This window comes from Streptomyces sp. NPDC042346, assembly GCF_055581845.1.
Genome location: NZ_JBVJEH010000011.1, coordinates 14,888 through 36,615 on the forward strand (window position 1 = coordinate 14,888; position 21,728 = coordinate 36,615).

Genomic DNA, 21,728 nt, shown 5'->3' on the forward strand with positions numbered 1-21,728 from the left:
CCACCCTGCCACCGGGTGAATCCCTCGCCAAACCATTTTGCCCAGGGACAGCCGGCGGGGCGACGGGGCCTTTGTCCCGGCCAGGTCAAGAGGGGGATGGGTCAGTCTGGTGTCCCGGCCCGGTCAGGAGGGGGATGGGTCAGTCCGGAGTGATGCCCGTGAGGACGGCGAGAACGGCGAGACGGATGCGGTTGTCTCGGCCCGTCTTCGCCATCAGGCTCGCCACGTGCGTCTTCACCGTGGTGACCCCGAGATGCAGCCGGTCGGCGATCTCCTTGTTGGACAGGCCCACGCCGAGCAGGCCGAGCACCTCCCGCTCGCGCGGGGTGATGGCCGGTAAGGGGAGGTCCGTAGGGGTGTCGGAGGGGGAACGGGCGTGGAGAGCCTGGGCGACGAGTCGGTTGAGGATGTCCCGGCTGAAGGGGGCCTCTCCGTTGGCGGACCGGCGTACGGCATCCAGGATTTCGGTCGGTGGGGTGTCCTTGACGAGGAAACCGCAGGCTCCGGCCGCGAGCACCGGATACAGATGGTCGTCATCGTCGAACGTGGTGAGGGCGACGACCCGGGTGGCAGGGCGCGCCGCCAGGATGCGGCGGGTGGCCGTGATGCCGTCCATGCCGGGCATTCGCAGGTCCATGAGGACGACGTCGGGAGTGAGGCGTTCAGCCAGTCGTACCGCCTCTGCCCCGTTGGCCGCCTCGCCCTGGATCTCGATGTCCTGAGCCTGCTCGAAGAGCATGCGCAGCCCCATGCGGACAAGCTGCTGGTCGTCGACGACGAGGATGCGGATCACAGCTTGGGCTCCATGTCGGATGTGAAGGCGGGCAGTTCGGCCGTGAGTCGCCAGCCGCGAGCCGCGGGGCCCGCATCCAGCCGGCCGCCGAGCAGGTCCACGCGTTCACGCATGCCGATCAAGCCGTGTCCGGATGGGCCCGGGGCCGGTGGCCGGGTTCTTCCGGCCCCGTCGTCATGGATCGTCACGTGTACGGCGTCATCGGCCACCCGGACGGCCAGCTCGGCGTGTGCGCCGGGCCCGCCGTGCTTGGCCGCGTTGGCCAGGCCCTCCTGGGCCAGGCGGAGGACCGCGAGGCCACGTACCGCGTCGAGCCGTGCGACACGGGGATCCACGGAAGCGGTGACGGCCAGGCCGCTCTGGCGGCTGTGGTGCACCACCGACTCCAATGCCGCCGACAGTGCCCCGGGCGAGACCAGGGAACCGGTGTCGGAACCGGTACGGTCCGGGGCGCGCAGTACAGCCACCAGGCGCCGCAGGTCGGTCAGTGCCGCGCCGGCACTGGAGTGCAGGTCGTCGAGGACTTCGGTGATCCGCGGGTCGGTGGTGCTGGTGGCGGCGACGACATGCCGGGCGACACCGACGCGCAGCACCATGGAAGAGACGTGGTGGGCCACGAGGTCATGCAACTCGCGCGCGATGGTGGTGCGCTCCGCTGCGCGGGCGGCCAGCAGCTGTTGCTCGGCGCGCAGTTCCTGCTGTTCCGCGTACTGACGGGCGTGCACTGCGGCGTCGCGGGTCACGCGTACGTACGCGCCCAGGAGCAGTGGCAGGCCTGCGACGATGCCCATCTTGTAGAGCACCGGGAGAAGTTCGCCGGGCAGGTCCTCAAGACGGTTCACAGCGACGGCAAGCGCCAGCGCCGTCGTTCCGGCGGCCAGGCGGCGCCCGGACTGCCGAACCGCCAACTCGAAGAGAGTCACGGCGGCCAGCACCTTCAGCGAAGAGACGGTGCTCGCGCCCAGCGCGTGTGCGACGACGAGCAGGCCCGACTGCGCCAGGAGCGCGCCGAACGCCCACTTCCCCGCGGCCAGGCACAGCACGACCCCGGCGGCGGCAAGGCCCCAGTCCTGTGCTCCGGACGGCCGCTGGAGCAGCAGGAAATCGCCGAGCAGTACGCCGGCGAGCGCAAGGACCCGTATGACGGCGAATCTCCGGTCGAAGGCAAGCTCGATCCAAGATCGGTTCACGCGGCCCACGATAGGCGGGCGCCCGTGCTCCTCGGGTCCTGCCATGGGAGGAGGGCAACTCCTCCTACCGGCCGCGATGTCCGGCCCGAGGAGGGAGTCGTGCGCCCGGCACGGGCTGCCAGTGTGCTCGTCATGGATACGAACACGAACACGAACACGGACACGAGTACCGGCACGAACACGAAGTCCGAGGCCACGGGGCGACGGGCCCTCCTCGGTGGTGCAGCGGCCCTGGGTCTGGCGAGCGCGGCCTTCGGCACCACCGCCCACGCGGTCGGCGCCCCGTCCAGGTCCCGCAAAGCGGTCGGCCGCTTTGCGGGGAAGTCGGTGCTCATCACGGGTGCCACATCGGGTATCGGCAGGGCGGCGGCGAAGGCGTTCGCCGGGGAGGGTGCCCATGTCGGATTCTGTGGCAGGCGAGCCGACTTGGGGCGCCAGGTGGAACGGGAGATCCGGGACGCGGGCGGCGAAGCCACGTACATCCAGGCCGATGTCCGGATAGCCAACCAGGTACAGACCTTCGTGGACCGGGTCGCGAGCCGTTACGGCGGCATCGACGTGGCCTTCAACAACGCCGGCATCGGCGGCGGCAAACTGCCCCATGAGATGAGCGTCGAGGAGTGGGACGACGTCCAGGCCACCAACGCCCGAGGCGTGTTCCTCGCGATCAAGTACGAGATCCCGCACATGCTCAGGGCGCAGCGCGGCGTCATCATCTGCACCTCGTCGTCAGCGGCCGAACAGGCGCGGCCGAACGGCGCCGCATACACCGCAAGCAAGCGGGCGGTGCAGGGAATAGTGAAGTCCGCAGCACTCGCGTACGGGCCTAAGGGAATCAGGCTCAACGCCCTGCTGCCCGGCACCACCGACACCCCCTTCGTCCGCCCGCCGGGGATCCCGGACACGGAATGGGCCAGGTACAAGCAGGCATGGGGGCCGCTCAACGTCGACGGTCTCGAACGGATGGCCGATGCCGAGGAGATCGCACGCGCGGTGCTCGGGCTCGCGTCCGACGACTTCCCCTACATGACGGGTGCGTCGGTCACCGTGGACGGCGGAAGCACCACGGGCCGGAAAATGATCCAGCCGAGCGGTATCTGACGTTGGGCCCTTGACGCCCTTGACCGTTGCGGCGGTCATCGACGGACACCGATGCGGGTGGCGAGCCAGGTCGTCAGTGCGGCCACGCCGATGCCGATCGTGCAGTGGAGGGCGGAGTCGAGTCCAGCAGGGCTGTCCCGGGACCGGAGAGCTCGGTGGTGATTTCGCCCTCGGCCACTCCCCCACCGACCTTCAGGTCGATCCTCTCCGCCCACGTGGGCCTGTGCATGATCGCGCTGTCGTTCCCCGACCTGTTCGGGGGCTCCGAGATCTCACCGGCGGTACGTGACGCGGTGATCGGAAAGGTCACCGGGGACGAGCTGGAAGACACCCGGATCGGTACGGCGACCGTCCTCGCCCAGGCTCTCGTCGGCACCCTCACGGGGACTGCGCCGTCGAGCACGAGCGACCTCGACCGGCTGACCCGCGCGCTGCGGCCTCCGGGGCCGGCCCCGGAGGCGTAACCGGCCTCAGAGGCAGTGTGCCGTACCGCCCTGCTGAGAAGCCGATCCCCTTCGGGTGATGGGGCAGGCATCCCTCCCGGCCCCGACAGGCGCGGAGTACGCCGCCGCGCCCGGCGTCGCCGCACCGAGCTGGTCCAGGATCTCGTCGGCGAGCAGATCCTGCGGGCCCTTCAGCGCATCGGCGGCCGCCCGGTCCGAAGGAAAGACCAACTCGGCCGCGATGTTGTCCTGCACGATCCGGGCGAGGTTGTCCAGGGCCACGAAGACCGGGTCCGAGAGCGGCTCGGCGGCCGCCAGGTCGATCAGATGGGTGGCCACCTTCGCCGGGTTCATGCACGGCCCGATGATGATCGAGTTCTGGTTCAGTTCGGACGTGGCCCACTGGGACAGCACGACCGTGTACAGGTCCTGCCACGCCTCCTCACCGATCCGGGCCCGCCACCTCCGCAGGACTCCCTGCACACCCGCGATCTGGGCCTCGGCCGCGTACCTCATGTTGGTGCGGATGCCCGCGTACACACTGGAGGAGAAGTCCTCGAACGACCGGATGTCGAAGGACCGGGCCTCGGTGGAGACCTCGATGAACGAGAGTGCGCCGTCGAGCACCCGCGCGCACGAGACCACCATCTCCGGCGGGATGCCGGCCTGGTCGAGTTGCCGGCGGGCGGCGGCCAGCGTGTCGGCGTACTGCCGGAGTGGTGTGATCCAGTCGGTGGTCGCGGTGTTCTTGAACGCGACCATGGCGAGGTCGTGCGAATCGATGCGGTCCGCGCCGGGGACGTTCGGAACCCTGTCGCTCAGGTGGGGCGCGATGATCGAGAAGACGCCGAGCGGCACATGGCTCACGGACTTCGCCAGCTCGAACACCTCCCCGACGGGATGCAGCGACTCCTGCGTGCCGTCGTGGACGAGGGTGAACCTTCCGCCCTTGGCGTCGTTCTGGACCACGAGGACGGGACTGAGCTGCGCGATCAGATCCGACTTGAGCGCGGCGTAGTGCGACCGCATGCCGCTGTTGACCGCGACGATCGCGTCGCGGGCACGACCGCGCCGAACGGCCGGGTCGGCGGCGGGTGCCCCGCTCCCGTCCTCGGCCGCCGCCGGTGAGGCCGCGAGGCCCGCCATGACGCCGGCCGCGGTGGTGTGGCCGAGGAAGCTTCTACGTGTGGTCATTCTCCGCCTTCCGTAAGGGCCCACTCGCCGGGCGAGGGGCGGGGAACACGAAGTGGACGGCGCGCGGCCCGCCCTCCCTGCGGGGAAGGCACCGACGCGCCGGTGTTCCCGGCAGACGGACAACGATCCCCAGCAGCCGCGCGCATCGGGTTGTCGCGTATCGGATGGCGCGGCGGCGACCCCGTACCGGCGCGCGGCGCCCGCTCAGCCGGGGGAACCCACAGGTCGTGATCGCTCTCGGCGGCAGGTTCCTCGGCGTCGGCGGGCACATCCGCGGTCGTGAGGGGACAGCCCACTACAGGACGCGTACCGCCGGGGCTGGTGCTGGTCCCGTCGCTTCCCCCAGCACGACGGGCCGGTGGGTGGCCGAGACCGCAACACCGGAGTTGAAGGAGAAACCGGGCACGGCCCGGTCCTCGACTTCTCGGCCTGCCCAGTGATCGTGCTGTACGTCAGGCGCGCGTGAGACATGGGCGGGGCGTCGGCTGTTTCGGCGCTCCGGTCGCGTCGCGCCGGGTCAGTCCGCGGCGGGCCGGAGGAAGTCGGCGCCGACGGACCGGGCCGTCTCCTCGACCGCGTCGCGGTCCTTGTCCGCAGCCGTGAACAGGACCGTGCCGATGCTGCCCTTGTCGCCCCACAGGCACATCGCCCGCAGCGTGCCAGTGGCCACCTCGGTGTACCTGAGGCACCGCATCCAGGCGCCGTGCGGGCCGGCCTCGGCCCGCCAGGTGTCGTGGACGCTGCCGACCTGCTCCGTCTCCTTGGTGAGGATCCCGCCGTCGTACAACCACGACTCCCGCATCTCATGGAAGTCTCCCGTCGTCACGGCCACCAGGTACTCGGCGGCGGCGTCAGGAGCGGCGTCCTCGGCGACGTACACCCGGGCCGTCGACCCTTCCTTCTCGCTGTCGGGCACGGCACCGAACGGGTCGAACTCCTCACGCAGGTCGAAACCTTGCAGCCCCCGGAAGGTGTCGTGAGCGACGATGTCGTAGCGGGGGTAGGAGAGGGAGGAGGCGTACGCCGCGGCGCCGACGACCAGGAGGAGGGCGATTCCGGCCCCGGCGAAGGCGTACTCGCGCGCGGTCACGCGCGGCACAGGCCGCAGCTCCGGCGGCCCGAACCCGTCACCCCCGGCACCCGCCTCTTCATCCGGTACGGCATCGGTAACGGGGGCGGTCATCCGCTCGGCAGCCCTCTCGCGGGCCGTCCGCAGCTGTCTGCGGAGACCGAGGAACGGCAGGCCCAGCAGCAGCCCCACTCCCGTCGCCATGGCGTATGGCACCGTCGGCAGGACGGTGATGCGCAGGACGATCAGCACAGCGACGACCACACCTGCGGCGAAGCGGTATTCGAGGCCCCGGCGCAGCAGCAGGCGCGGCCAGGTCCGTCCGGTGGCGGCGAGAGCGGCCGTTGTCTCGGCAAGCACGGCGAGCCGCAGATCGTGCGGGGCTGCGGCTGCCCACTGTGCGGCCTGAGCGGCGGCAGCCTGAGGCGTGGGCGCTTCGGCGAAGGCACGGGCCGCGTCGAACGACTGCACCCGGCGCACCGAGATCCTGTCCTTGGCGCTCGTGGAAACGGAGCTTCCCGCAGCCTCGGCTCGCAGCAACTCCGGCGAGTACGGCGCGAGTTCTCGCAGACGGGCCAGGAGCACGGGGCCCCGGGCATGTCGCCCCGGCCGGTCCAGGGCGTCGGTGCGGGTGCAGAGTTCCGCGTATCCGGCGAGCAGGCCTATGTCGTCAGGGAAGGAGTCCAAGCCCTCACGGAAGACCCGCTCGGCGGAGTCGTCGTGGTCGTCGTCGTCCTCGGCCATATGGGCACGGGCCAGTGCGAGGAGGAGCCCTGCGTCAGGCCCGTCGGTGTCAAGCGCGGCCCGAGCGGTGGCCCGTGCCTCGGTCGGCCGGCCCGCGGCGACAAGCGCGTCGACCCGCCCTCGCAAGTCGTCACGCACATTGTCCTTGTTGTCGTTCAAGAGTCCCCACCCCTGGTGCAGCAGGCCGGACGAACGCGGCCGCGAGCGCCACTATCGCCCGGACCGGAACCCTGGTCAACCAGAAATCTCCCCCTCTGACCTCCCCTTTTACCGCACAACAGGATGCAATCGGACGCACTTCGGGAACCCGTGCCGCTTGAGCTCCGTCAACCCGGACGGTGTGCAGGACCGCGGGTGGAGTTCGGCGAGGGTGCGTTCGACCTGGCCGAGCCATGACGCATCAGCAGCCATTCTTCGAACGACCGTGCAACCTTGAACGGCTTTCATCAGTCCTGGGGTTGTGGCGTGCTGACGTCACGACCGCATTCTTCGGAAGGAATTCTCTTGAAGGGATCCAGCGCCGTCGGCCGGCGTCACGCCGCCGCGATAGCGGTCGCTCTCGCCGCCACCGGCGGTCTGACGGCTCCGGCCCTCGCGGCCGGGCCGGCGGTTCCCCCCGTCTCGGTACAGGCGACGGTGGAGGCGGAGGAGGGGGTAATCGCCCCGCTGACCGTTCCGGCCGATTCGGTGCTCATCAGTGCCGGGCGTACCGGGATGCTCACCCGGTCGGGGACGGGCAGCGGTACCGTCCACCGCTGGACGCGGCACGCCGACGGTGTGACCACCGTCCTGCCGGGCAGGGCCTATTGGGGCAGCCCGGGCGAGGACCTGGTGGTCACCCAGGCCGGTGCGGTGTTCACGCTCACCGACATGGGCGGGGCGGCGGAGCCGGTCGTGATCGACACGTCCGCGTTCAACACGGCCGCCACCCTCTACCACCTCGAGCGGGTCGTGGGCCGCACGCTGGTGATGACGGCGACGGTCGACGGTGTCTGGCAGCACCGTCTGGTCTCCTGGGAGGCGGGCAAGGTCGTCGACCGGAAGGTGGCCGTGCCGGACGGCGACGTCACCTGGCTCGACCACGCCGCCGGGGCGGGGGCACTCGCGGTGGTCCACCGTCGGGCCGACCACTCCGCGCGTTCCCTGTCCGTGGTGGACCTGGCCACCGGTGCGTTGACGGAGACGTACGCCCTCAAGGTCGAGACGGACATCGCGTCCGTCACCCTGACGCCGACCCATGTGGCCTGGGTGGAGAACCCCTACTCCGTGGACCGCAGGCTTGTAGTCGTCCCGCGGGGCACGAATCAGGCCCAGCCGGTCACACTGACCTCCCCGGGGTACGCCGACGGCACCGTCCTCCAGGCGCTCGGCGACTGGCTTGCCTACGTCAAGCCGGGCGGCGGAACCTCCATATCCCCCAACGGTCTGCACCAGCTCACCGTCCGCTCGGCGAAGACCGGCGAGACGTTCCCGCTCCTCGACCATGCCACCTCGCTCGTCCCCGACGCGAACGGCGATCTGCTCGCCGTCGGCGGCACCCTCGCCCACGGCGAGGGCCTGTACCGGATCGCCCTCGACGAGACCACCGGCAAGCCCGCCGTCACCCTGGTGCGCAGCGCCGGACTGCCGACCGCCCTGACGGTGGTGAAGGAGACCCTGCCGCCGACCGGCACCTTCGACTTCGACCGTGCGGGCGGCAAGCTGAAGGCCGGCTGGACGCTCAGCCGCTTCAACGCCAGGGTGTCGCTGACACTGACGCACACCGCTTCGGGACGCACGGTCAAGATCGGATCCGGCGAGCCCAGAGAGGGCGTCACCGCCTTCCCGCTCGTCTGGGACAGCCGCTACAAGGACGGCCTTCCGGCGTACAACGGCGCCTACTCTTGGACGATGAAAGCCGAGCCCGCCAACGGCATCGGCCCCTCCCTCGTCCGTACCGGCGCCTTCACCCTCAGCCGCGCGCCGCGGCTGCACGACTTCGACGGCAACGGTTCCCCGGACGTGCTCGCCCGCCCCTGGACCGGGTACCTCACGGCGTACGACGTGAGGCAGACCTGGGGCCTTTCCGCTTACCAGGAGCCGTACGAGCTCCCGGTAGGCGGCGGCTGGGGCGACTACGACCGGATCCTCGCCGCCGGCAACCTCGGCGGCACCCGCGACAGCGACCTCGTCGCCCGCGACAAGGCCGGCGTGTTGTGGTTCTACCAGGGCAAGGGCAACTACAAGGCACCCTTCGCCCCACGCACCCGAATCGGCGGCGGTTGGGGAATCTACAACCAGCTCGCCACCGGATCCGACGTCACCGGCGACGGCCGCACCGACCTCCTGGCCACCGACAAGTCCGGCGTGCTGTGGCTCTACTCCGGCACCGGCAACACCACGACACCTTTCGGGGCCCGTAAGAGGATCGGCGGCGGCTGGGGCTCCTACAACCTGCTCACCGCCACCGGGAACCTGGCGGGCGGCCCGGCCGGGGACCTCCTCGCCCGCGACCGCACCGGCGTCCTGTGGCTCTACCTCGGCAAGGGCGACGGCACCTTCGCCTCCCGGACCAGAATCGGTGGCGGCTGGGGCTCGTTCAGGAACCTCATCAACATCGGCGACGCGGACGGCGACGGCCGCAACGACCTGCTCGCGCAGGGCGAGGACCACGCCACGTACGACACCGTCCTGCACCTCTACCGGGGCACTGGCGACTGGAAGACGCCGTTCGCCCCTGCCCAGACGAACAACGTCGAACAACGAGCCTGGATCGGCGACCTTTTCTAGGATCCGACGAACCCGTCTGCCGGCCGCGCGGCACTCTTGCCCGCGGCTGGCAGCGGCTGGCATTGTCCGCGCCTGGATCCCTGCACCGGCGACAAGCTCCACATATCGAGGTCGAGGTCACCCGCCAAGACCTGGGCCAGAAGGGCTTCAAGGTCGTCCCGCGGCGCTGGGTCGTCGAGCGGACCTTCGGCTGGCTCATGAACTACCGCATCGCCCGCGACTACGACACCCACCCGCACCGCTCCGAAGCGACGATCCGCCTCGCGGTGATCGACCTGATGAGCCGCAGGCTCACACGAGAGTCGACTCCGAATCGGAAGGACTCATAGCCGCCGGGCCACGCTGACCCGCGCGCCCTCGCCCCTCATCGCCTGCGGCCAGCGGCCAGCGATGGCACCCGCCACCTCGCGGCAGGCGCCAAAGGCGTTCTCCCGCTCCGGCAACCACCAGTGGTCGGACAGCGACATGCCGGCTTTCTGGATTCCGCACAGCGTCGTGTCGAAGACGCCGAAAGCGTGGGGGGCGTCGGTGGGAAGGCCGTCCGCGACGGCCCTCTCCCCACGCATGTCCATGGGCAAGTACGGCGGCCGCGAGACCCAGAATCTTGTCGATCGGGCCGGATCAGTGAGCCTGTTCATCTCTGAGGACGACACGAGACACCTGCCGCTCCGGCGACAGCGATGTCCCGGGGCGCTCGCGGTCGCAGGGTGGTCAGTCTCCGATGCCGGGCTGCTTCGCGGTGGCACCGTGTCACGAGGCACCCGATCCCCCGGTTTCGCTGGATTCGTACAACCATCCGCACGCTCAAGAGTCATCTAAGGCGAGTGCGCCACAGGCGTATTCGATCCGTTTCCAGGGGGACCCACATGACTCACCACATATCCCTGCGTGCCCGCGTGCTACCGGTCGTGGCCGCCGCGGGGATGCTCGTGCCCGTCGTCGCGGGCGCGGCGCCCGCTTCCGCCGCTACCGCGCCTCGGGTCAGCTGCACGTCGGGCAAGGCCGGGCTCGCCGCCAAGCTTCAGAGGGACATCACCGCCGCCCTCGCCACGCGCACCGGGACCGTCGCCGTCGGCCTGCGCGACCGCACCACGAACACGACCTGCACCCTGCGCGCCACGACCTCGTACGACTCGGCCAGCATCGTGAAGGTGACCGTCCTCGCCACGCTCCTCTGGGACGCCAAGAAGACCAATCGGTACCTGACGTCACGCGAGTCCAACCTCGCCACCGCCATGATCACCAAGTCTGACAACGCGGCCACCACCTCCCTGTGGAACCAGCTCGGCGTCGCCAAGGTGAAGGGTTTCCTGGCGGCCGCCGGCATGACACGGACGGTGCCAGGGTCGGGCGGCTACTGGGGGCTCACCCGGATCAACGTCACCGACGAGCAGCGGCTCCTCTCGCTGATCACGGCCAGGAACTCGGTCCTGAGTGACAACTCCCGCGCCTACATCCTCCAGCTCATGGGGCGCGTCATCACCTCGCAGAGGTGGGGGACCCCGGCCGGCGCGCCCTCCTCCGTGTCCAAGCACGTCAAGAACGGCTGGCTGCAGCGCTCCACGCGCGGCTGGCGCGTTCACAGCATCGGCACGTTCAAGGGTGGCGGCCACGACTACACCATCTCCGTGCTCACCGACGGCAACAGCACGATGAACTACGGAGTGAACACCATCCAGGCCGTGGCCAAGGTGATCCACCGGGATCTGATCCCGACCGCGCCCGCCGCGTCCCGCTACACGCCGACCGCCACGCCCAAGGAGGCGTACATCGCGGTGCCCCAGGCGGAGTCACCTTCACCCGGGATCAGCACGGCCGCCCCTGCAAGATGAGCGCCATCGTCACGCCGCACATTTGATGATCGCCAATCGCCTCGGCGGCCCCCGCGCCGAACGGCAGAACAGCGGTCCGCACCGTAACCTCGGCCGCCAGGGCGCAGCCGACCGGTGGGATGAGCCGGTGCGCAAGATGCGCGAGAAGGCAGGCGCAGCCCAGGGCGCTGGGTGACAACACCGCACGGAACTGACGCACCGCCGCCGCGAGGCGGCACCGTACGAGGCAGGGCCCGGACCGTAATGCGTGGTCCGGGTCCTGCTGCCGCACCCGGCGCGGCCGGTCCCGCTCATCACCACCAGCGCAGCAGTACGCGGTACTCCAGCGGCAATCCCCAAGGCTGGCCGCGCAGTGGTCGCGGGCCAGACGCATGGCCCGCGACCATCGGGCCGAGGGCGAGCTGGAGGGCGTCGCCGGAGGGGAGGGCGGTCGGGTCCAGGGTGCCGAGGCCGGCGGCGGCAACCACGGCCGGTGATCAGCACCCCGCGAGCCCACCCACCATCCGCTACCCGGAGCTGGACCCCATCTGGGGCTTCGCTTTCGACGACCACAGCGAAATGACTCGCCGGCTGCCCAGCGGGACGAGCCGACGGCTGCCGCGCAACGGCGAGGTACGGAGGAGGAGTTCCGTACCCGGAATCGCCGGAACGAAGCTCATTGACCTGGCGTCGCGGCCGGGGTGGACGGCGAGGACGTCCGCTTCCGCCGCGCACGGCTGTCAGGCCGGGCGCGCAAGGTACGCCAGGCCGTGCGCGCCGGCCTCGCCGAGCTTGGCGATGTCCAGCCGGGCCAGGCGATCCAGCGTCTCCAGGTCGACGACATCGACGGTGGAGGAGATGACGCAAGCCACATAGGCGAGTCGGCCGTCGGGAGACGAGGTGATGGTCAACGGGAACCGCCCGACCGCGAGTTCACCCAGGTGCTTGCGGGTGTCGGCAGCGAACACGGTGAGACGGCCCGGTGCGTGGCGTCCGAGTCGCGACCCCGAATCGGGTGCCATGCGTACTTCGCCCGCGAGCAGCTTCCCCGTCGAGGTCAGATGCACCGGCAGGACGATGTCTTCCGTGGGCAGGGTGTCGACGACAGACGCGGTGCGGGCGTCGATGATCCGGATTCCCGTGGTCGGCCGCCCTTCGGCTGCGGCGGAGAAGTCGCCGTAGGGCGCGGCGACGAAGGCGTGAGCGCCGTCGGCGGAGACGGCGAGTCCCTCACTGCCCGGTACCTCGACCTTCGAGGCGAGGACGCCCCGTTCGAGGTCGACGACCGACACGAACGGCGCCTCCTTGTTGGTGGCGTAGCCCGTCCTGCCCGCCGGGTCGATGGCGAACCAGTGCGGGCCGGGCGCGTCGGTGTCGATCCTGCCCACAGGCCGGCGGGTCGCCGTGTCGATCACCACGACACCGCCGGGCCGGTTCGCGGCGCCTTCCACGCTGACGTGGATCCGGCCGCGCGCCGGGTCCAGCGCCAGGCCGTGCGGCCCGTGTTCCGGGCCGATGTCGACGATCTCGACGACCCGGCGGGTGTCGGGGTCGATGACGGCCAGGTCGGTGCGTCGGCCGCCGTTCGCGTGGTAGTAGCCCGAGCGGTACGTCAGCGTGCACCACAGGAGCCGGTGCGTCGCGTCGAAGCACAACTCGTGCGGCTCTGACGGAACTTGTACGTGGCCGAGGTAGCGGTCGGATGCGGCGTCGAAGAACGAGACGGTCGGCCCGCTCTGGCTGACAACGGCCAGGACATCGCCTTCTCGACCGGTACGAGGGGACTGGTGCACAGCGGCTCCTTGGGATGGGGCGGAGGGAGGAATGCCGCGCGCGTTTCCGCGGGCGTCTCCACTCTCCGTGCCGCAGAGCGCCACATCAATGCAAAGATGAGCATCCAATCATTGCCTCAGATGCAAAATTCCAGCTCAGGAGCGATTGATGGATCTCAACCTGCTGCGCGCCCTGGACGCCTTGCTCCAGGACAACAGCGTGACCCGAGCAGCGGAACGCCTTGGTACCTCGCCCGCGGCGGTGAGCCGCACCCTGGCCCGGCTGCGCCGTGCGGTCGGCGACCCGCTGCTCGTCCGGGCCGGCCAGGGAATGGTCCCGACCCCGCGCGCCCTGGAACTCCGGGAAGAGGTGGCCGCGTTGCTGCGCGGCTGCGACAACGTCCTACGGCCCGGTCCCGGTTTCGACGCCGCACGTCTCCAGCGCACGTTCACGGTGCAGGCCGCCGACCTGCTCCTGGTGGGACTGGCCGCGAACCTGACCGAGCGGATCCACGCGGAGGCCCCGCTGGTGGACGTCGTCTTCCTGTCCGAGGCGGTCGAGGGCGGCCCCGGGCTGCGACAGGGCTGGGTGGACGTCGAGCTCGGCGTCCTCGGGCACCTGGACCCGGAGATCCGTACCCGTCAGCTCACGCGGATGACACCTGTCGGCATCGCCCGCCAGGATCATCCCCTCTTCGACGGGCCGATCGACGCCCGTCGGTTCGCCGCGGCCGACCACATCGGCATCTCCCGGCTCGGCAAGCGCCTCGGGCCCATCGATCACGCGCTGGCGGAACTCGGACTACGGCGCCGGACCGCGATCGTGGTGCCCAGCCATACGAGCGCGATGATGCTCGCCCGGGACACCGACCTCGTCGCGCTCAGCCTGGCCGGCTGGCTCCCCGACACCGTCTCCGCCATGGGGCTGCGGACGTTCGCCATCCCGCTCGATCTGGCACCCATGGACCTGGGGATGGCCTGGCATCCCCGCAACTCGTCCGACCCGGGCCACAGTTGGTTCCGCGAGCACCTGGCTGCCGCCGTCCTCGCCCCGGCAGGACTCGGCGACGCCGAGCGCTGATCCGCGGCCTGCACGAACCTGCACCCGGGCAGGGCCTCTGAGGATCCGCGGCCCCGACCCCATGCGCGGGGTCAGGGCTGCGTCAACGATTCTCGGCTTCCCCTCATTCGGCACCCAGGGCTGTGTGTCGCGCCGCCTCCCGGCTGCTCCCCCGGCCGGCACGCGTCAGGCCGAGTGCAGAAACGAACGTCCGTCGGAGACGGCCTCGGCCGCTGCCGACTGCCCCACCTCGGGGTACGTCATCGTCGCCGACGCCACCGCAGCATCGCGGCACGTTGCTGCGAAGACTGCGCCGACCCCGACCTGACGGGGCCTCAGCCGTTGCTTCCGATACCGCGATCGGGCAGGCTCATGTCCCCCGTCGCGGGAGTGCCGTCGGCGACCCCGTAGCGCAGGAAGACGGTCCCCGCAGGGCCGGCCACCGGGGGCGCGAGGAGCGTGACGTTGGTGGGCACCGCGCCGTCGTCGAACACCTTCTTCCCGACGCCGAGCACGATCGGGTGCAGCCAGAGATCGAGACGGTCGAAGAGCTTCTCGCGCAGCAGGGTCTGCACGAGGTTCAGACTCCCGACGACCTTCACGTCCTCATGCCGGTCGCGGATCTCACGCACCGCGTCGGCGAGATCCGGGCCCAGCTGCGTGGACCCGGCCCACGGGAGGTCGGGCCTGCCGCGAGACGCCACGTACTTCGGGACGCTGTTGAACAGCGTGGCGATCTCGCTGTCCTCGCCGCCGTCCTGGTGAGGCCAGTAGGCGGCGAAGATGTCGTACGTTCGCCGGCCGAGCAGGAGCGCGTCCGTGCCCTCGTACGCGGCACCGATCTGCGCCCCGGCAACCTCGTCCAGCAGGGGCGCCTGCCAGCCGCCGAACGGGAATCCCACCGGGTCCTCGTCAGGACCGCCGGGCGCCTGCCCGACAAGGTCGAGGGTCGCGAACAGCTCGATGGTGATGAGGCCCATGGCTTACTCCCGATGAGTCGATTGTCTCCGTCAAGAGATAGGCCTTGCCTGTCGGCCGCCGATTCATCGACGCGACGCAACCCGCCTCGCCCGGTCGAAGGTTGGGCCGTCCGGCCTAAGCGGGCGGCATGCCGGCCGAGGCCCGGCCGGTGGCTCGGCCGATGGCTCGGCTGCTGTCGCTCCACCGGCCGGGCCGAGCATCAGGAGACGGGGAGATCGACGGCACTCGCGCGCTTTGCCTCCGGCGACGGCGTGCCCGATCTCCGACCCGCCGTTCCGTCCTTGGGAACGCTGAAGAAGGCCGTGGCCAAGGCGGTGTCACGCGGTGTCAACACGGTCGGCCTGGGCCTGGGAGCAGGCGCGCCGAAGCCGTCACAGTCCCGTGGCGTCCCTGGCCTTCCTGAGCACCGAGTCGAGCGTGGCCATCGCTCCGTCGCGCCGCCTCGCGCGCTCCGCTCGTTCCTGCGGCACCAATGCCTCGGCGACCTGCACGGCGTAGGCGTCCGGGTCTCCGAAGGCAGCCCGCGGGTGCTCTCCCGTTTCCGCGCAACGCGCCGTGACCTCCTTGATCGCCTGGAGCACGATCGCCCGGTCCACGCCCGGCTGCATGGCCAGCCGTACCTGGAAACGCGCCATCCACTTCTCGCGGTCCTTCTCCTGCGCCGCCTCCGTCGTCAGGTCCTTCTTCGCCACGTGCTCTCCCAGGTGATCAGCAGCCGTCCGTCATGAAGCAGGACGCCAAGTGGTCGACGTGGGTTGCGTGAGCGAGATGCCTCCCGGATCGCCATGCGGGCGATGCAGCGGCACTGGGGCACGCGCGGGCACGGACGCCGTAGGGCGGCATTCCTTTGGGTGACGGTGAGCTCGACCGTACGGCCGAGGAACGCGACCACAGTGCGGGACTCATCACCGCCGGCGCCTGTTGCCGTGGCCTCGGCGAGTGACCTGCCACCGCAACTGCACGCCGCTCACCGGGCGAACAGCCTGGACGCGCCAGGGGGCGATGCCCGTTCGGGCCAACGCCACGCGCTGCGGCCGTGGGGCGCTCGTAGCGTGGTGTGAGGGGATGCTTACGCGGCAGCGAGGAGGTCGTCTGATGAGCAGTCGCAGCATGGTGGCAGCCGGTATAGCCCTGGCCATCGCTTCCGTCACGTCTGTCGCCGCGTTGTCCGGCGTCGCTCACGCGCAGGATCTCGATTGCCGGAACTTCCTCTACCAGGAAGACGCCCAAGCCGAGTTCAATCGGGACACGCGCAACCCTCACCGGCTTGACGAGGACCAGGGGCCCGATGATGGCATCGCCTGCGAAGCACTGCCCAGGCGTACCAGCGCGGACACGGTGCAGCCGCTGAGCCCGAACGCCACTGTCAGCCCGTCGGCGGCCCCCATCGTTCCCGCCCCCGTCGTTCCGAGTCTCGGTACCCGGGCGGGCGTCGGCGGCACGTCAGGTCCCTCGGCTCTCAGCCTGGGCATCGGCCTCGCCCTGGCTGCCGGTGCCAGCGTGGCCGGCGGCCACCTCACGGCACGCCGCCTCACCCGCGGATCGAAGCGGCCGTAAGCGGGAGAGCCACATGAACGCCCGCGCCCCGGCCATCCGGACGGCCGGCCTCCGCGCAGAGCGGGCACGTGCTTCCTCCCCGATGGCTGTAGGGCGTTCCCCGGCCCCTCCCCCGGTTCCAGCGGCAGGAACCGGGGGCCCGGATCGTCCGTGATCCCGGCTTCCACGAGCCGAGGCACCATGACCCGAACAAACGGCCCCCATGTCCTCATACACGGTGGCGTTTTGCGTACGACCAGGTCACCGCGCTCATCAGGGCGGGAATGGCGAACAGCGGGGCGAAGGCGAGCCACCAGACGGTCAGTGCCGTGCTGCTCGACATGTACGTCTGGCTCTCGACGGTGAAGGCGACCACGAGTTGCCACAGCGCCACCAGGACCAGGAGACCCGAGGCGGTCCACGCCAGTCCGGCGAGAGCTCGCGGGCGCAGCGGCTGCCACCGGTCGCTGACGAGGAGCAGCGGAAACAGAGCGGCTGCCTCGGCAAGGACGGAGAGGCCGACGACGTACGCGATGCCCCATCCGGGGATGTCGAAGACGTCGCGCAGCACTTGGTCGCTGTAACCCACGTAGACACCACAGGCCATGGCGATACGCCACAGACCGGACGGGACCGCGCACAGGGCTATGGCATGGGCGGCGCGGCGAGCCCAGACGGGCGCGGGTACGGAGGCAGGGAGAGGAGTGGTGGCTGTCGTCATGACGTACATGCTGTTTCGTACGCGGCTGCCGCACATCGTCCGCCACGGTGGGCTGCCTCCCCCTTCCGGGGGACGGGACACCCGCTGCGGCAGGAGCTGGAGAGGCCTCCGGGTCAGCCGAAAGGCTTGCTTGTCCTCCGAACCGTCCGGCGATTGGCTTCGTCGAGCGCCGCAGTACCGTGACTTCTCCAGACACCGCTCTGACGCTCGTTGAGCCGTGGCTGCCCGTGCCCCCGGGCGCGGACGGGCACGTCTGGCGGCTGCGTGGCGTTCCGCTAGGCCAGGACGGGTAGTGATGCCAGCCCACGGATGAGTCGGGTGTGCCGCCATTCCAGCTGGTCCGCCGGTATGGCAAGGCGGATGCCGGAGAATCGGGTCAGGAGGGCTCTCAGCGCGATCTCCACCTCGGCCTTCGCCAGGGGCGCGCCGACACAGCGGTGAATGCCGTGGCCGAAGGCCAGGTGGGCGGTCGCGTTCCGGTCCAGGTCGAGCCGGTCCGGCTCCGGGAACCGCTCTGGGTCTCGGTTGGCCGCGCCAAGCGCGACCAGGACCGGGACTCCGGCCGGGATACCGGTACCGCCGAGCTCGACGGCTTCCGTGGTGAACCGGAAGGTGGCCGTACTCACCGCCGAGTCGAAGCGGAGCAGTTCATCCAGCGCGGCAGGCAGGTCGCCGGGATTCGCCCGAAGGCGCTCCAGCGCGACTGGGTGCTGGAGCAGTGCCAGAAGTGCGTTGCCGAGGGCGTTGGTCGTGGTCTCGTGGCCGGCCACGAGCAGGAGCACCGCCAGGGAGACCAGCTCCTCCTCGCTCAGGTGATCGTCTCCGTCGCGGGCGGCGATGAGCCGGTCGAGGAGAGAGCTGCCGGGGTCCCGGCGCTTGGTGGCGAGGAGGCCCGTCATGTAGTCGGCCATCGAGTGCGAGGCGGCGTCGATGACATCGGGCTCTCCTGCCGCGAAGAGCTGCGCGGACCAGCGCTGGACATCGGGCCGGTCCGCCTGCGGGACCCCGAGCAGCTCGCAGATCACGATGACCGGCAGCGGCACGGCCAAGCCGGCCACGAAGTCGAACGGCCCGTCGGCCGGCCACTGATCCAGCAGCTCGTCGGTGACCCGGGCGATGAACGGACGCAGCTCCGCGACAGCCCCGGTGGTGAACGCCTTGGTCACCAGTTTGCGCAGCCGGGTGTGCTGGGGCGGGTCGCTCGCCAGCATCGTGTGGGCGACCGCGGGGTGCAGACGGCGCCGTGACCCCTTGCCCGCGAAGAACGCGGCCGTATCCTTCGAAAGGCGAGCGTCGCCGAGGGCTTCTCTGGCTTCCGCATAGCCTGTGACCAGGTAACTGGGGCGCCCGCCGGAGCCGGGGACGGGCCGCACCGGGGATATCGAGCGCATAGCCGCGTAGGCCGGATAGGGGTCCTGGAGGAAGCGAAGCCCCTGAGTCGTGTCGGTCATGTCCTCAGGCTCCGACGTGCTCTGGTCGACCAAGGCAGCGACACGCCCGACACGGCTCGAGATCGTCAATCTGCGACGCGATGGAACGCCGAACTCTGCCCGGGGCCAGGGAGTCGGTTGTCCCTCCGCTTCCCGCGGTCTCGGCCGGCCTCTCTCACCGCTGACCGCTCACGGCTCACGGCTCACCGGCAGGCCGTCAGCTGGCCTTACCTCGCCCGACCGCCACGTCGGGGCGGGGATCGCGAGCGAGCCACTCCAGGCGCCCGCCCGGCGACACCGCCAGGTGCGCGCTTAACCGCCAGGTGCGCGCTTAGACGTGACCGGTGCGGCTGTCGGGGTGCTGTGCGACCTCCTGGGTCACCTGTGCCCGCAGGTCCTTGCCCGACATCCGGTACCAAGCGGAGCAGGCACCTCGACGAGCTCCCGGTATCCGTTGCCGGAGATGTTGGAGAAGTGGGCGAAGACGTCCGGGCCACCGTCCTGGGCGATGAAACCGAAGCCCTTCTAGGCGTTCACCCCCTCAACGATGCCGCCGGCCATACCGCGTGTCCTTCGAACGTGCCGGGGCTACCGGCCGGAGTGCGGTGCTATGCCATCCCCCTGGGGGGAAGGCGCCCGGCCGCCGTCCGTCTGCGGTCCGAACCGTTCAGGCGGCACGGAGCGCCTCTGCGCAGCTGGAGCATTCCCAGTCCCGCTTGTCGGCAGGCAGCCACGGCACGTCCGGGCCGCTGGGCTGATAGGACAATCGCTCCATGTCCTCGGCCGGCATTCCGCAGAGAGTTCGGTCACCCGGTTCCACGGGCACGACATGGACCGCCTCGATGCGTGCCGCAGGATCGCCGGGACCGAAGTCCCCGGCAGCGATCTCCTTGCGCAGTTCCTGCACCACCATGATCTCCATGCCACCACCCTCGGCTCCCACGACAGTCAGCGCATCCCGAAGGACCCCACACCACACGGAAAGCGACCCCGCGCCACCTGCGGCAGGGGTCAAGCCCGAGATGCCCGGGAACGCAGCGCCAATGGCTCACAGACTCCACGTGGCGCGACCACCAGGAGGGCAGGTACGCACCGCGTGACATCGACCGCATGGGGCACCCTGCGCATACACGCCGGGCTGTCTGCGTCCAACGGATCACGCACTCCGCCTGACCACTCAGACCTGCCACCGACCACCTCCCGCCGGCCCTGCCCGACAGGCGCCCGGCCCACAGTCCAGCGAGGCAGATGCGCCGACCGAACTGTGCGGACGAGCACACGCTGAACCGGGGCCGAAAGCGCCGACCCGGGCTACGCGCCACTGGCATTCCGCGACATGAGCCCGCGTAGGCCTTCGATTCCAAGACGTGGAGGCGCGGGACCGCCTTCGACTTACCGAAGCTCCCGCTCCACCGATCAGTTCTGGACACGGCGCCCGAAGACGCCGCCAGAAGTGGTCGGGCCGCCGCCCCGCACGATTCGTGAACCGCCGATGCGCGCGCCGATACGTATACAGGTCACCACGAGCCTGAACTGCGGCGCCGCAGTCGGCTGACGACGGCGTCGTCCCTCCATCCTGGGAGGTCATCGTTCTCGAAGACCAGGGCCCCACAGGCTCCGCGGTCCACAGCACCGTCTCCGGCGCTGACCCGCGCCGGCTCCCGAACCCCTCGCACAGCGCAGCACAGACGACAGACAGGATGCGGGGCCCCCGGGGTTTGCGACCCGGACGCCCATGGCTTTCCGGGCGCCCATAGGCTCGCAGCCGACGACGACAGGAGATCTTCATGTGGAAGCGTGCCCTGGACCGGGCCGGGGTCACTGAGCCACGGCTACGGCGGGACTACACCGAGCAGCGGCGGGCGGTGCGGAGGTTCACGACGGCCGAGTACGCGGCCGCGCGGCTGCTGCTGCCCTCCGCTCTGGTGCCACACGTCGTGGCCGCAGTCGCGTTCATGCACGACACCGACGACCGCATCGACCGCGGGACACACGATGAACGCGCGGCCGCGCTCACCAAGTGGGACGGGCTCGTGCGGAAAGCCTTCGCCGAGGGGGACTCCGCGCTGGGTGTACTGCGTTGCCTGGTACGCACCGCCGAACGCCATCCGGATCTGCGCGCCTACGTGGAGGAGTTCCTGGACGGCTGTGAGCTCGAGGTGGCGTGGCGGAGCATCGCGGACGAGGGGGAACTGGAGCGGTACGTGGAGGGGTACTCGCTGCCCGCGTTGATGCTCACGGCCTGTCTCCTGGCACCCGCGGACGAGGAGGCGCGGGTGGTGTTCACCGGTGGGTGCCATCGGCTCATGCGTGCCATGCAGCGGATCGATTTTCTGGAGGACCTGTCCGAAGATGTGCGAGCGGGCCGGCCCGGTGTACCTGCGGAGGCGGTTGCGCGCCACGGTGCGGATCTGAGCCGGCCCGGTGCGGCGCTGGGCAGGCTTGTCGTGGAGCAGGCGGACCTGGCCGCCGGTGACCTGGCTGCGACGGGCTCTCTCACTGGTGTGGTGGATGCTTCGTACCAGCCGTTCATGCGGGCCCTCATCGGTGTCCAGCGACTCCGCCTCGAGGCCGTACGCCGCGCGGGTGCGTCGTTGGCGACGCGGGCTTCCGGTCCCCCGCCGCTGGCGGCCGCCGCATTGCTGTTGCGGGAGACAGCCGCACGAACCCGGCTCGTTGTGTCCAGGGCGTCGAAGACCCGGTGAGCCCCATGAGCCAGGGCCTGAAGGGGTGTCCGGTCGATCAGGGCGTATCAGCGAAGGCAGTGTCCTGTTCGGAGCCGGGCGAGCAGACACGTCGTCCGATTCGTGCGCCGGCACGCCGCGACCAGCAGTGCCCAGTCCTCCAAGAGAGGACTCCACGCCCGGCCAGGACGAGGGTGCGAAGATGCGTTCGTGATGACAGATGCCGAGTACGGGTTTCGAGATCTGGTGGGCAGACAGCCGTCAGCAGATCCGGCTGAAGCCGTCCGATTCTCGGTATCTCAGGAACGACTTCACAGACTTCATGGGACGTTTCCGTCCCAATTGGCCATCCGAGGTGGGTCAGCCCGTTCGTGATCCCGGGCCCCCGACTCTCGATGAGGTGTGGTTCGCGCTGCGACCTGATGGCCCG

The 21,728-nt window shown here is 70.1% G+C and carries 18 protein-coding genes and 3 pseudogenes; 9 read left to right on the forward strand and 12 right to left on the reverse strand.

The window, feature by feature from the left end:
* Positions 1-139: 139 nt before the first annotated feature.
* Together ACZ6K0_RS33720 and ACZ6K0_RS33725 are read right to left on the reverse strand one after the other, a co-directional pair.
* A complete protein-coding gene (locus ACZ6K0_RS33720; RefSeq protein ID WP_469236122.1) occupies positions 140-793 on the reverse strand; it encodes a response regulator in 654 nt (217 codons plus the stop codon).
* A complete protein-coding gene (locus tag ACZ6K0_RS33725; RefSeq protein WP_469577555.1) occupies positions 790-2,028 on the reverse strand; it encodes a sensor histidine kinase in 1,239 nt (412 codons plus the stop codon). The genes ACZ6K0_RS33720 and ACZ6K0_RS33725 overlap by 4 nt, the downstream gene beginning before the upstream one ends.
* 282 nt (positions 2,029-2,310) lie before the next feature.
* On the opposite strand from ACZ6K0_RS33725, the gene ACZ6K0_RS33730 reads away from it, so the two are divergent.
* Together ACZ6K0_RS33730 and ACZ6K0_RS33735 are read left to right on the forward strand one after the other, a co-directional pair.
* Positions 2,311-3,084 carry an SDR family NAD(P)-dependent oxidoreductase gene (locus tag ACZ6K0_RS33730; protein ID WP_469577557.1) on the forward strand — a complete coding sequence of 258 codons (774 nt, stop codon included), beginning with the start codon at positions 2,311-2,313 and terminating at the stop codon, positions 3,082-3,084.
* 155 nt (positions 3,085-3,239) lie between these two features.
* The gene (locus tag ACZ6K0_RS33735; RefSeq protein ID WP_469236125.1) at positions 3,240-3,548 is read left to right on the forward strand and encodes a hypothetical protein; all 309 of its coding nucleotides are present in this window, start codon (positions 3,240-3,242) and stop codon (positions 3,546-3,548) included.
* 6 nt (positions 3,549-3,554) lie between these two features.
* Here ACZ6K0_RS33735 and ACZ6K0_RS33740 read toward each other — a convergent pair whose 3' ends face one another.
* Positions 3,555-4,721, reverse strand: a complete 1,167-nt coding sequence (locus tag ACZ6K0_RS33740; protein WP_469236126.1) for a twin-arginine translocation signal domain-containing protein — start codon at positions 4,719-4,721, stop codon at positions 3,555-3,557.
* A 517-nt stretch (positions 4,722-5,238) separates the two neighbouring features.
* Positions 5,239-6,693 (reverse strand): hypothetical protein, encoded by a 1,455-nt coding sequence (locus ACZ6K0_RS33745; RefSeq protein WP_469577561.1) that lies wholly within the window; start codon positions 6,691-6,693, stop codon positions 5,239-5,241.
* A 345-nt stretch (positions 6,694-7,038) separates the two neighbouring features.
* Here ACZ6K0_RS33745 and ACZ6K0_RS33750 point away from each other — a divergent pair, with 345 nt between their 5' ends.
* Entirely contained in the window at positions 7,039-9,303 is a 2,265-nt protein-coding gene (locus ACZ6K0_RS33750) for an FG-GAP-like repeat-containing protein (protein ID WP_469236128.1), read from the forward strand.
* A 104-nt stretch (positions 9,304-9,407) separates the two neighbouring features.
* Positions 9,408-9,632 (forward strand): annotated as a pseudogene (locus tag ACZ6K0_RS33755) (IS5 family transposase); the annotation flags it as partial.
* Here ACZ6K0_RS33755 and ACZ6K0_RS33760 read toward each other — a convergent pair.
* Positions 9,627-9,941, reverse strand: coding sequence for a hypothetical protein (locus ACZ6K0_RS33760; protein WP_469236129.1), 315 nt, complete (start codon positions 9,939-9,941; stop codon positions 9,627-9,629). The pseudogene ACZ6K0_RS33755 and the gene ACZ6K0_RS33760 overlap by 6 nt on opposite strands.
* Before the next feature lie 228 nt (positions 9,942-10,169).
* Here ACZ6K0_RS33760 and ACZ6K0_RS33765 point away from each other — a divergent pair, with 228 nt between their 5' ends.
* Both ACZ6K0_RS33765 and ACZ6K0_RS33770 read left to right on the forward strand, forming a co-directional pair.
* Complete coding sequence (locus ACZ6K0_RS33765; protein WP_376410629.1) at positions 10,170-11,135, forward strand: serine hydrolase; 966 nt, start codon at positions 10,170-10,172, stop codon at positions 11,133-11,135.
* 52 nt (positions 11,136-11,187) lie between these two features.
* Positions 11,188-11,310 (forward strand): annotated as a pseudogene (locus ACZ6K0_RS33770) (DUF6243 family protein); the annotation flags it as partial.
* A 544-nt stretch (positions 11,311-11,854) separates the two neighbouring features.
* Here ACZ6K0_RS33770 and ACZ6K0_RS33775 read toward each other — a convergent pair.
* On the reverse strand, positions 11,855-12,907 hold the full coding sequence (locus ACZ6K0_RS33775) for a YncE family protein (RefSeq protein ID WP_469236131.1): 1,053 nt from the start codon (positions 12,905-12,907) through the stop codon (positions 11,855-11,857).
* Between the two features lie 148 nt (positions 12,908-13,055).
* Between ACZ6K0_RS33775 and ACZ6K0_RS33780 the strand changes: the two genes are divergently transcribed.
* A complete protein-coding gene (locus ACZ6K0_RS33780) occupies positions 13,056-13,967 on the forward strand; it encodes a LysR family transcriptional regulator (RefSeq protein ID WP_469236132.1) in 912 nt (303 codons plus the stop codon).
* A 314-nt stretch (positions 13,968-14,281) separates the two neighbouring features.
* Here the strand turns inward: ACZ6K0_RS33780 and ACZ6K0_RS33785 are convergent, their stop codons facing one another.
* Both ACZ6K0_RS33785 and ACZ6K0_RS33790 read right to left on the reverse strand, forming a co-directional pair.
* Positions 14,282-14,926: a dihydrofolate reductase family protein gene (locus ACZ6K0_RS33785; protein WP_469236133.1), complete on the reverse strand. Its 645-nt coding sequence runs from the start codon at positions 14,924-14,926 to the stop codon at positions 14,282-14,284.
* Positions 14,927-15,298: 372 nt separating this feature from the next.
* Complete coding sequence (locus tag ACZ6K0_RS33790) at positions 15,299-15,619, reverse strand: hypothetical protein (RefSeq protein WP_469236134.1); 321 nt, start codon at positions 15,617-15,619, stop codon at positions 15,299-15,301.
* Between the two features lie 403 nt (positions 15,620-16,022).
* Here ACZ6K0_RS33790 and ACZ6K0_RS33795 point away from each other — a divergent pair, with 403 nt between their 5' ends.
* The gene (locus ACZ6K0_RS33795) at positions 16,023-16,484 is read left to right on the forward strand and encodes an excalibur calcium-binding protein (protein ID WP_469236135.1); all 462 of its coding nucleotides are present in this window, start codon (positions 16,023-16,025) and stop codon (positions 16,482-16,484) included.
* A 208-nt stretch (positions 16,485-16,692) separates the two neighbouring features.
* On the opposite strand, the gene ACZ6K0_RS33800 is transcribed toward ACZ6K0_RS33795, so the two are convergent.
* From ACZ6K0_RS33800 to ACZ6K0_RS33815, 4 genes and pseudogenes are all read right to left on the reverse strand, one after another.
* On the reverse strand, positions 16,693-17,193 hold the full coding sequence (locus ACZ6K0_RS33800) for a hypothetical protein (protein WP_376410907.1): 501 nt from the start codon (positions 17,191-17,193) through the stop codon (positions 16,693-16,695).
* 266 nt (positions 17,194-17,459) lie between these two features.
* Positions 17,460-18,635 (reverse strand): cytochrome P450 family protein, encoded by a 1,176-nt coding sequence (locus ACZ6K0_RS33805; protein WP_469236136.1) that lies wholly within the window; start codon positions 18,633-18,635, stop codon positions 17,460-17,462.
* A gap of 411 nt (positions 18,636-19,046) precedes the next feature.
* Positions 19,047-19,175 (reverse strand): annotated as a pseudogene (locus ACZ6K0_RS33810) (cold shock domain-containing protein); the annotation flags it as partial.
* A 106-nt stretch (positions 19,176-19,281) separates the two neighbouring features.
* Positions 19,282-19,536 carry a hypothetical protein gene (locus ACZ6K0_RS33815; protein WP_376410606.1) on the reverse strand — a complete coding sequence of 85 codons (255 nt, stop codon included), beginning with the start codon at positions 19,534-19,536 and terminating at the stop codon, positions 19,282-19,284.
* Positions 19,537-20,401: 865 nt separating this feature from the next.
* Between ACZ6K0_RS33815 and ACZ6K0_RS33820 the strand changes: the two genes are divergently transcribed.
* Positions 20,402-21,319 carry a squalene/phytoene synthase family protein gene (locus ACZ6K0_RS33820; RefSeq protein ID WP_469236137.1) on the forward strand — a complete coding sequence of 306 codons (918 nt, stop codon included), beginning with the start codon at positions 20,402-20,404 and terminating at the stop codon, positions 21,317-21,319.
* Positions 21,320-21,728: the final 409 nt, after the last annotated feature.

Coding starts and splice junctions, on each gene's coding strand:
- ACZ6K0_RS33725 (WP_469577555.1), bottom strand. CDS start 2,028: ATGGCAGGACCCGAGGAGCACGGGCGCCCGCCTATCGTGGGCCGCGTG.
- ACZ6K0_RS33740 (WP_469236126.1), bottom strand. CDS start 4,721: ATGACCACACGTAGAAGCTTCCTCGGCCACACCACCGCGGCCGGCGTC.
- ACZ6K0_RS33760 (WP_469236129.1), bottom strand. CDS start 9,941: ATGAACAGGCTCACTGATCCGGCCCGATCGACAAGATTCTGGGTCTCG.
- ACZ6K0_RS33765 (WP_376410629.1), top strand. CDS start 10,170: ATGACTCACCACATATCCCTGCGTGCCCGCGTGCTACCGGTCGTGGCC.
- ACZ6K0_RS33780 (WP_469236132.1), top strand. CDS start 13,056: ATGGATCTCAACCTGCTGCGCGCCCTGGACGCCTTGCTCCAGGACAAC.
- ACZ6K0_RS33785 (WP_469236133.1), bottom strand. CDS start 14,926: ATGGGCCTCATCACCATCGAGCTGTTCGCGACCCTCGACCTTGTCGGG.
- ACZ6K0_RS33795 (WP_469236135.1), top strand. CDS start 16,023: ATGAGCAGTCGCAGCATGGTGGCAGCCGGTATAGCCCTGGCCATCGCT.
- ACZ6K0_RS33800 (WP_376410907.1), bottom strand. CDS start 17,193: ATGTACGTCATGACGACAGCCACCACTCCTCTCCCTGCCTCCGTACCC.
- ACZ6K0_RS33805 (WP_469236136.1), bottom strand. CDS start 18,635: ATGACCGACACGACTCAGGGGCTTCGCTTCCTCCAGGACCCCTATCCG.
- ACZ6K0_RS33815 (WP_376410606.1), bottom strand. CDS start 19,536: ATGGAGATCATGGTGGTGCAGGAACTGCGCAAGGAGATCGCTGCCGGG.
- ACZ6K0_RS33820 (WP_469236137.1), top strand. CDS start 20,402: ATGTGGAAGCGTGCCCTGGACCGGGCCGGGGTCACTGAGCCACGGCTA.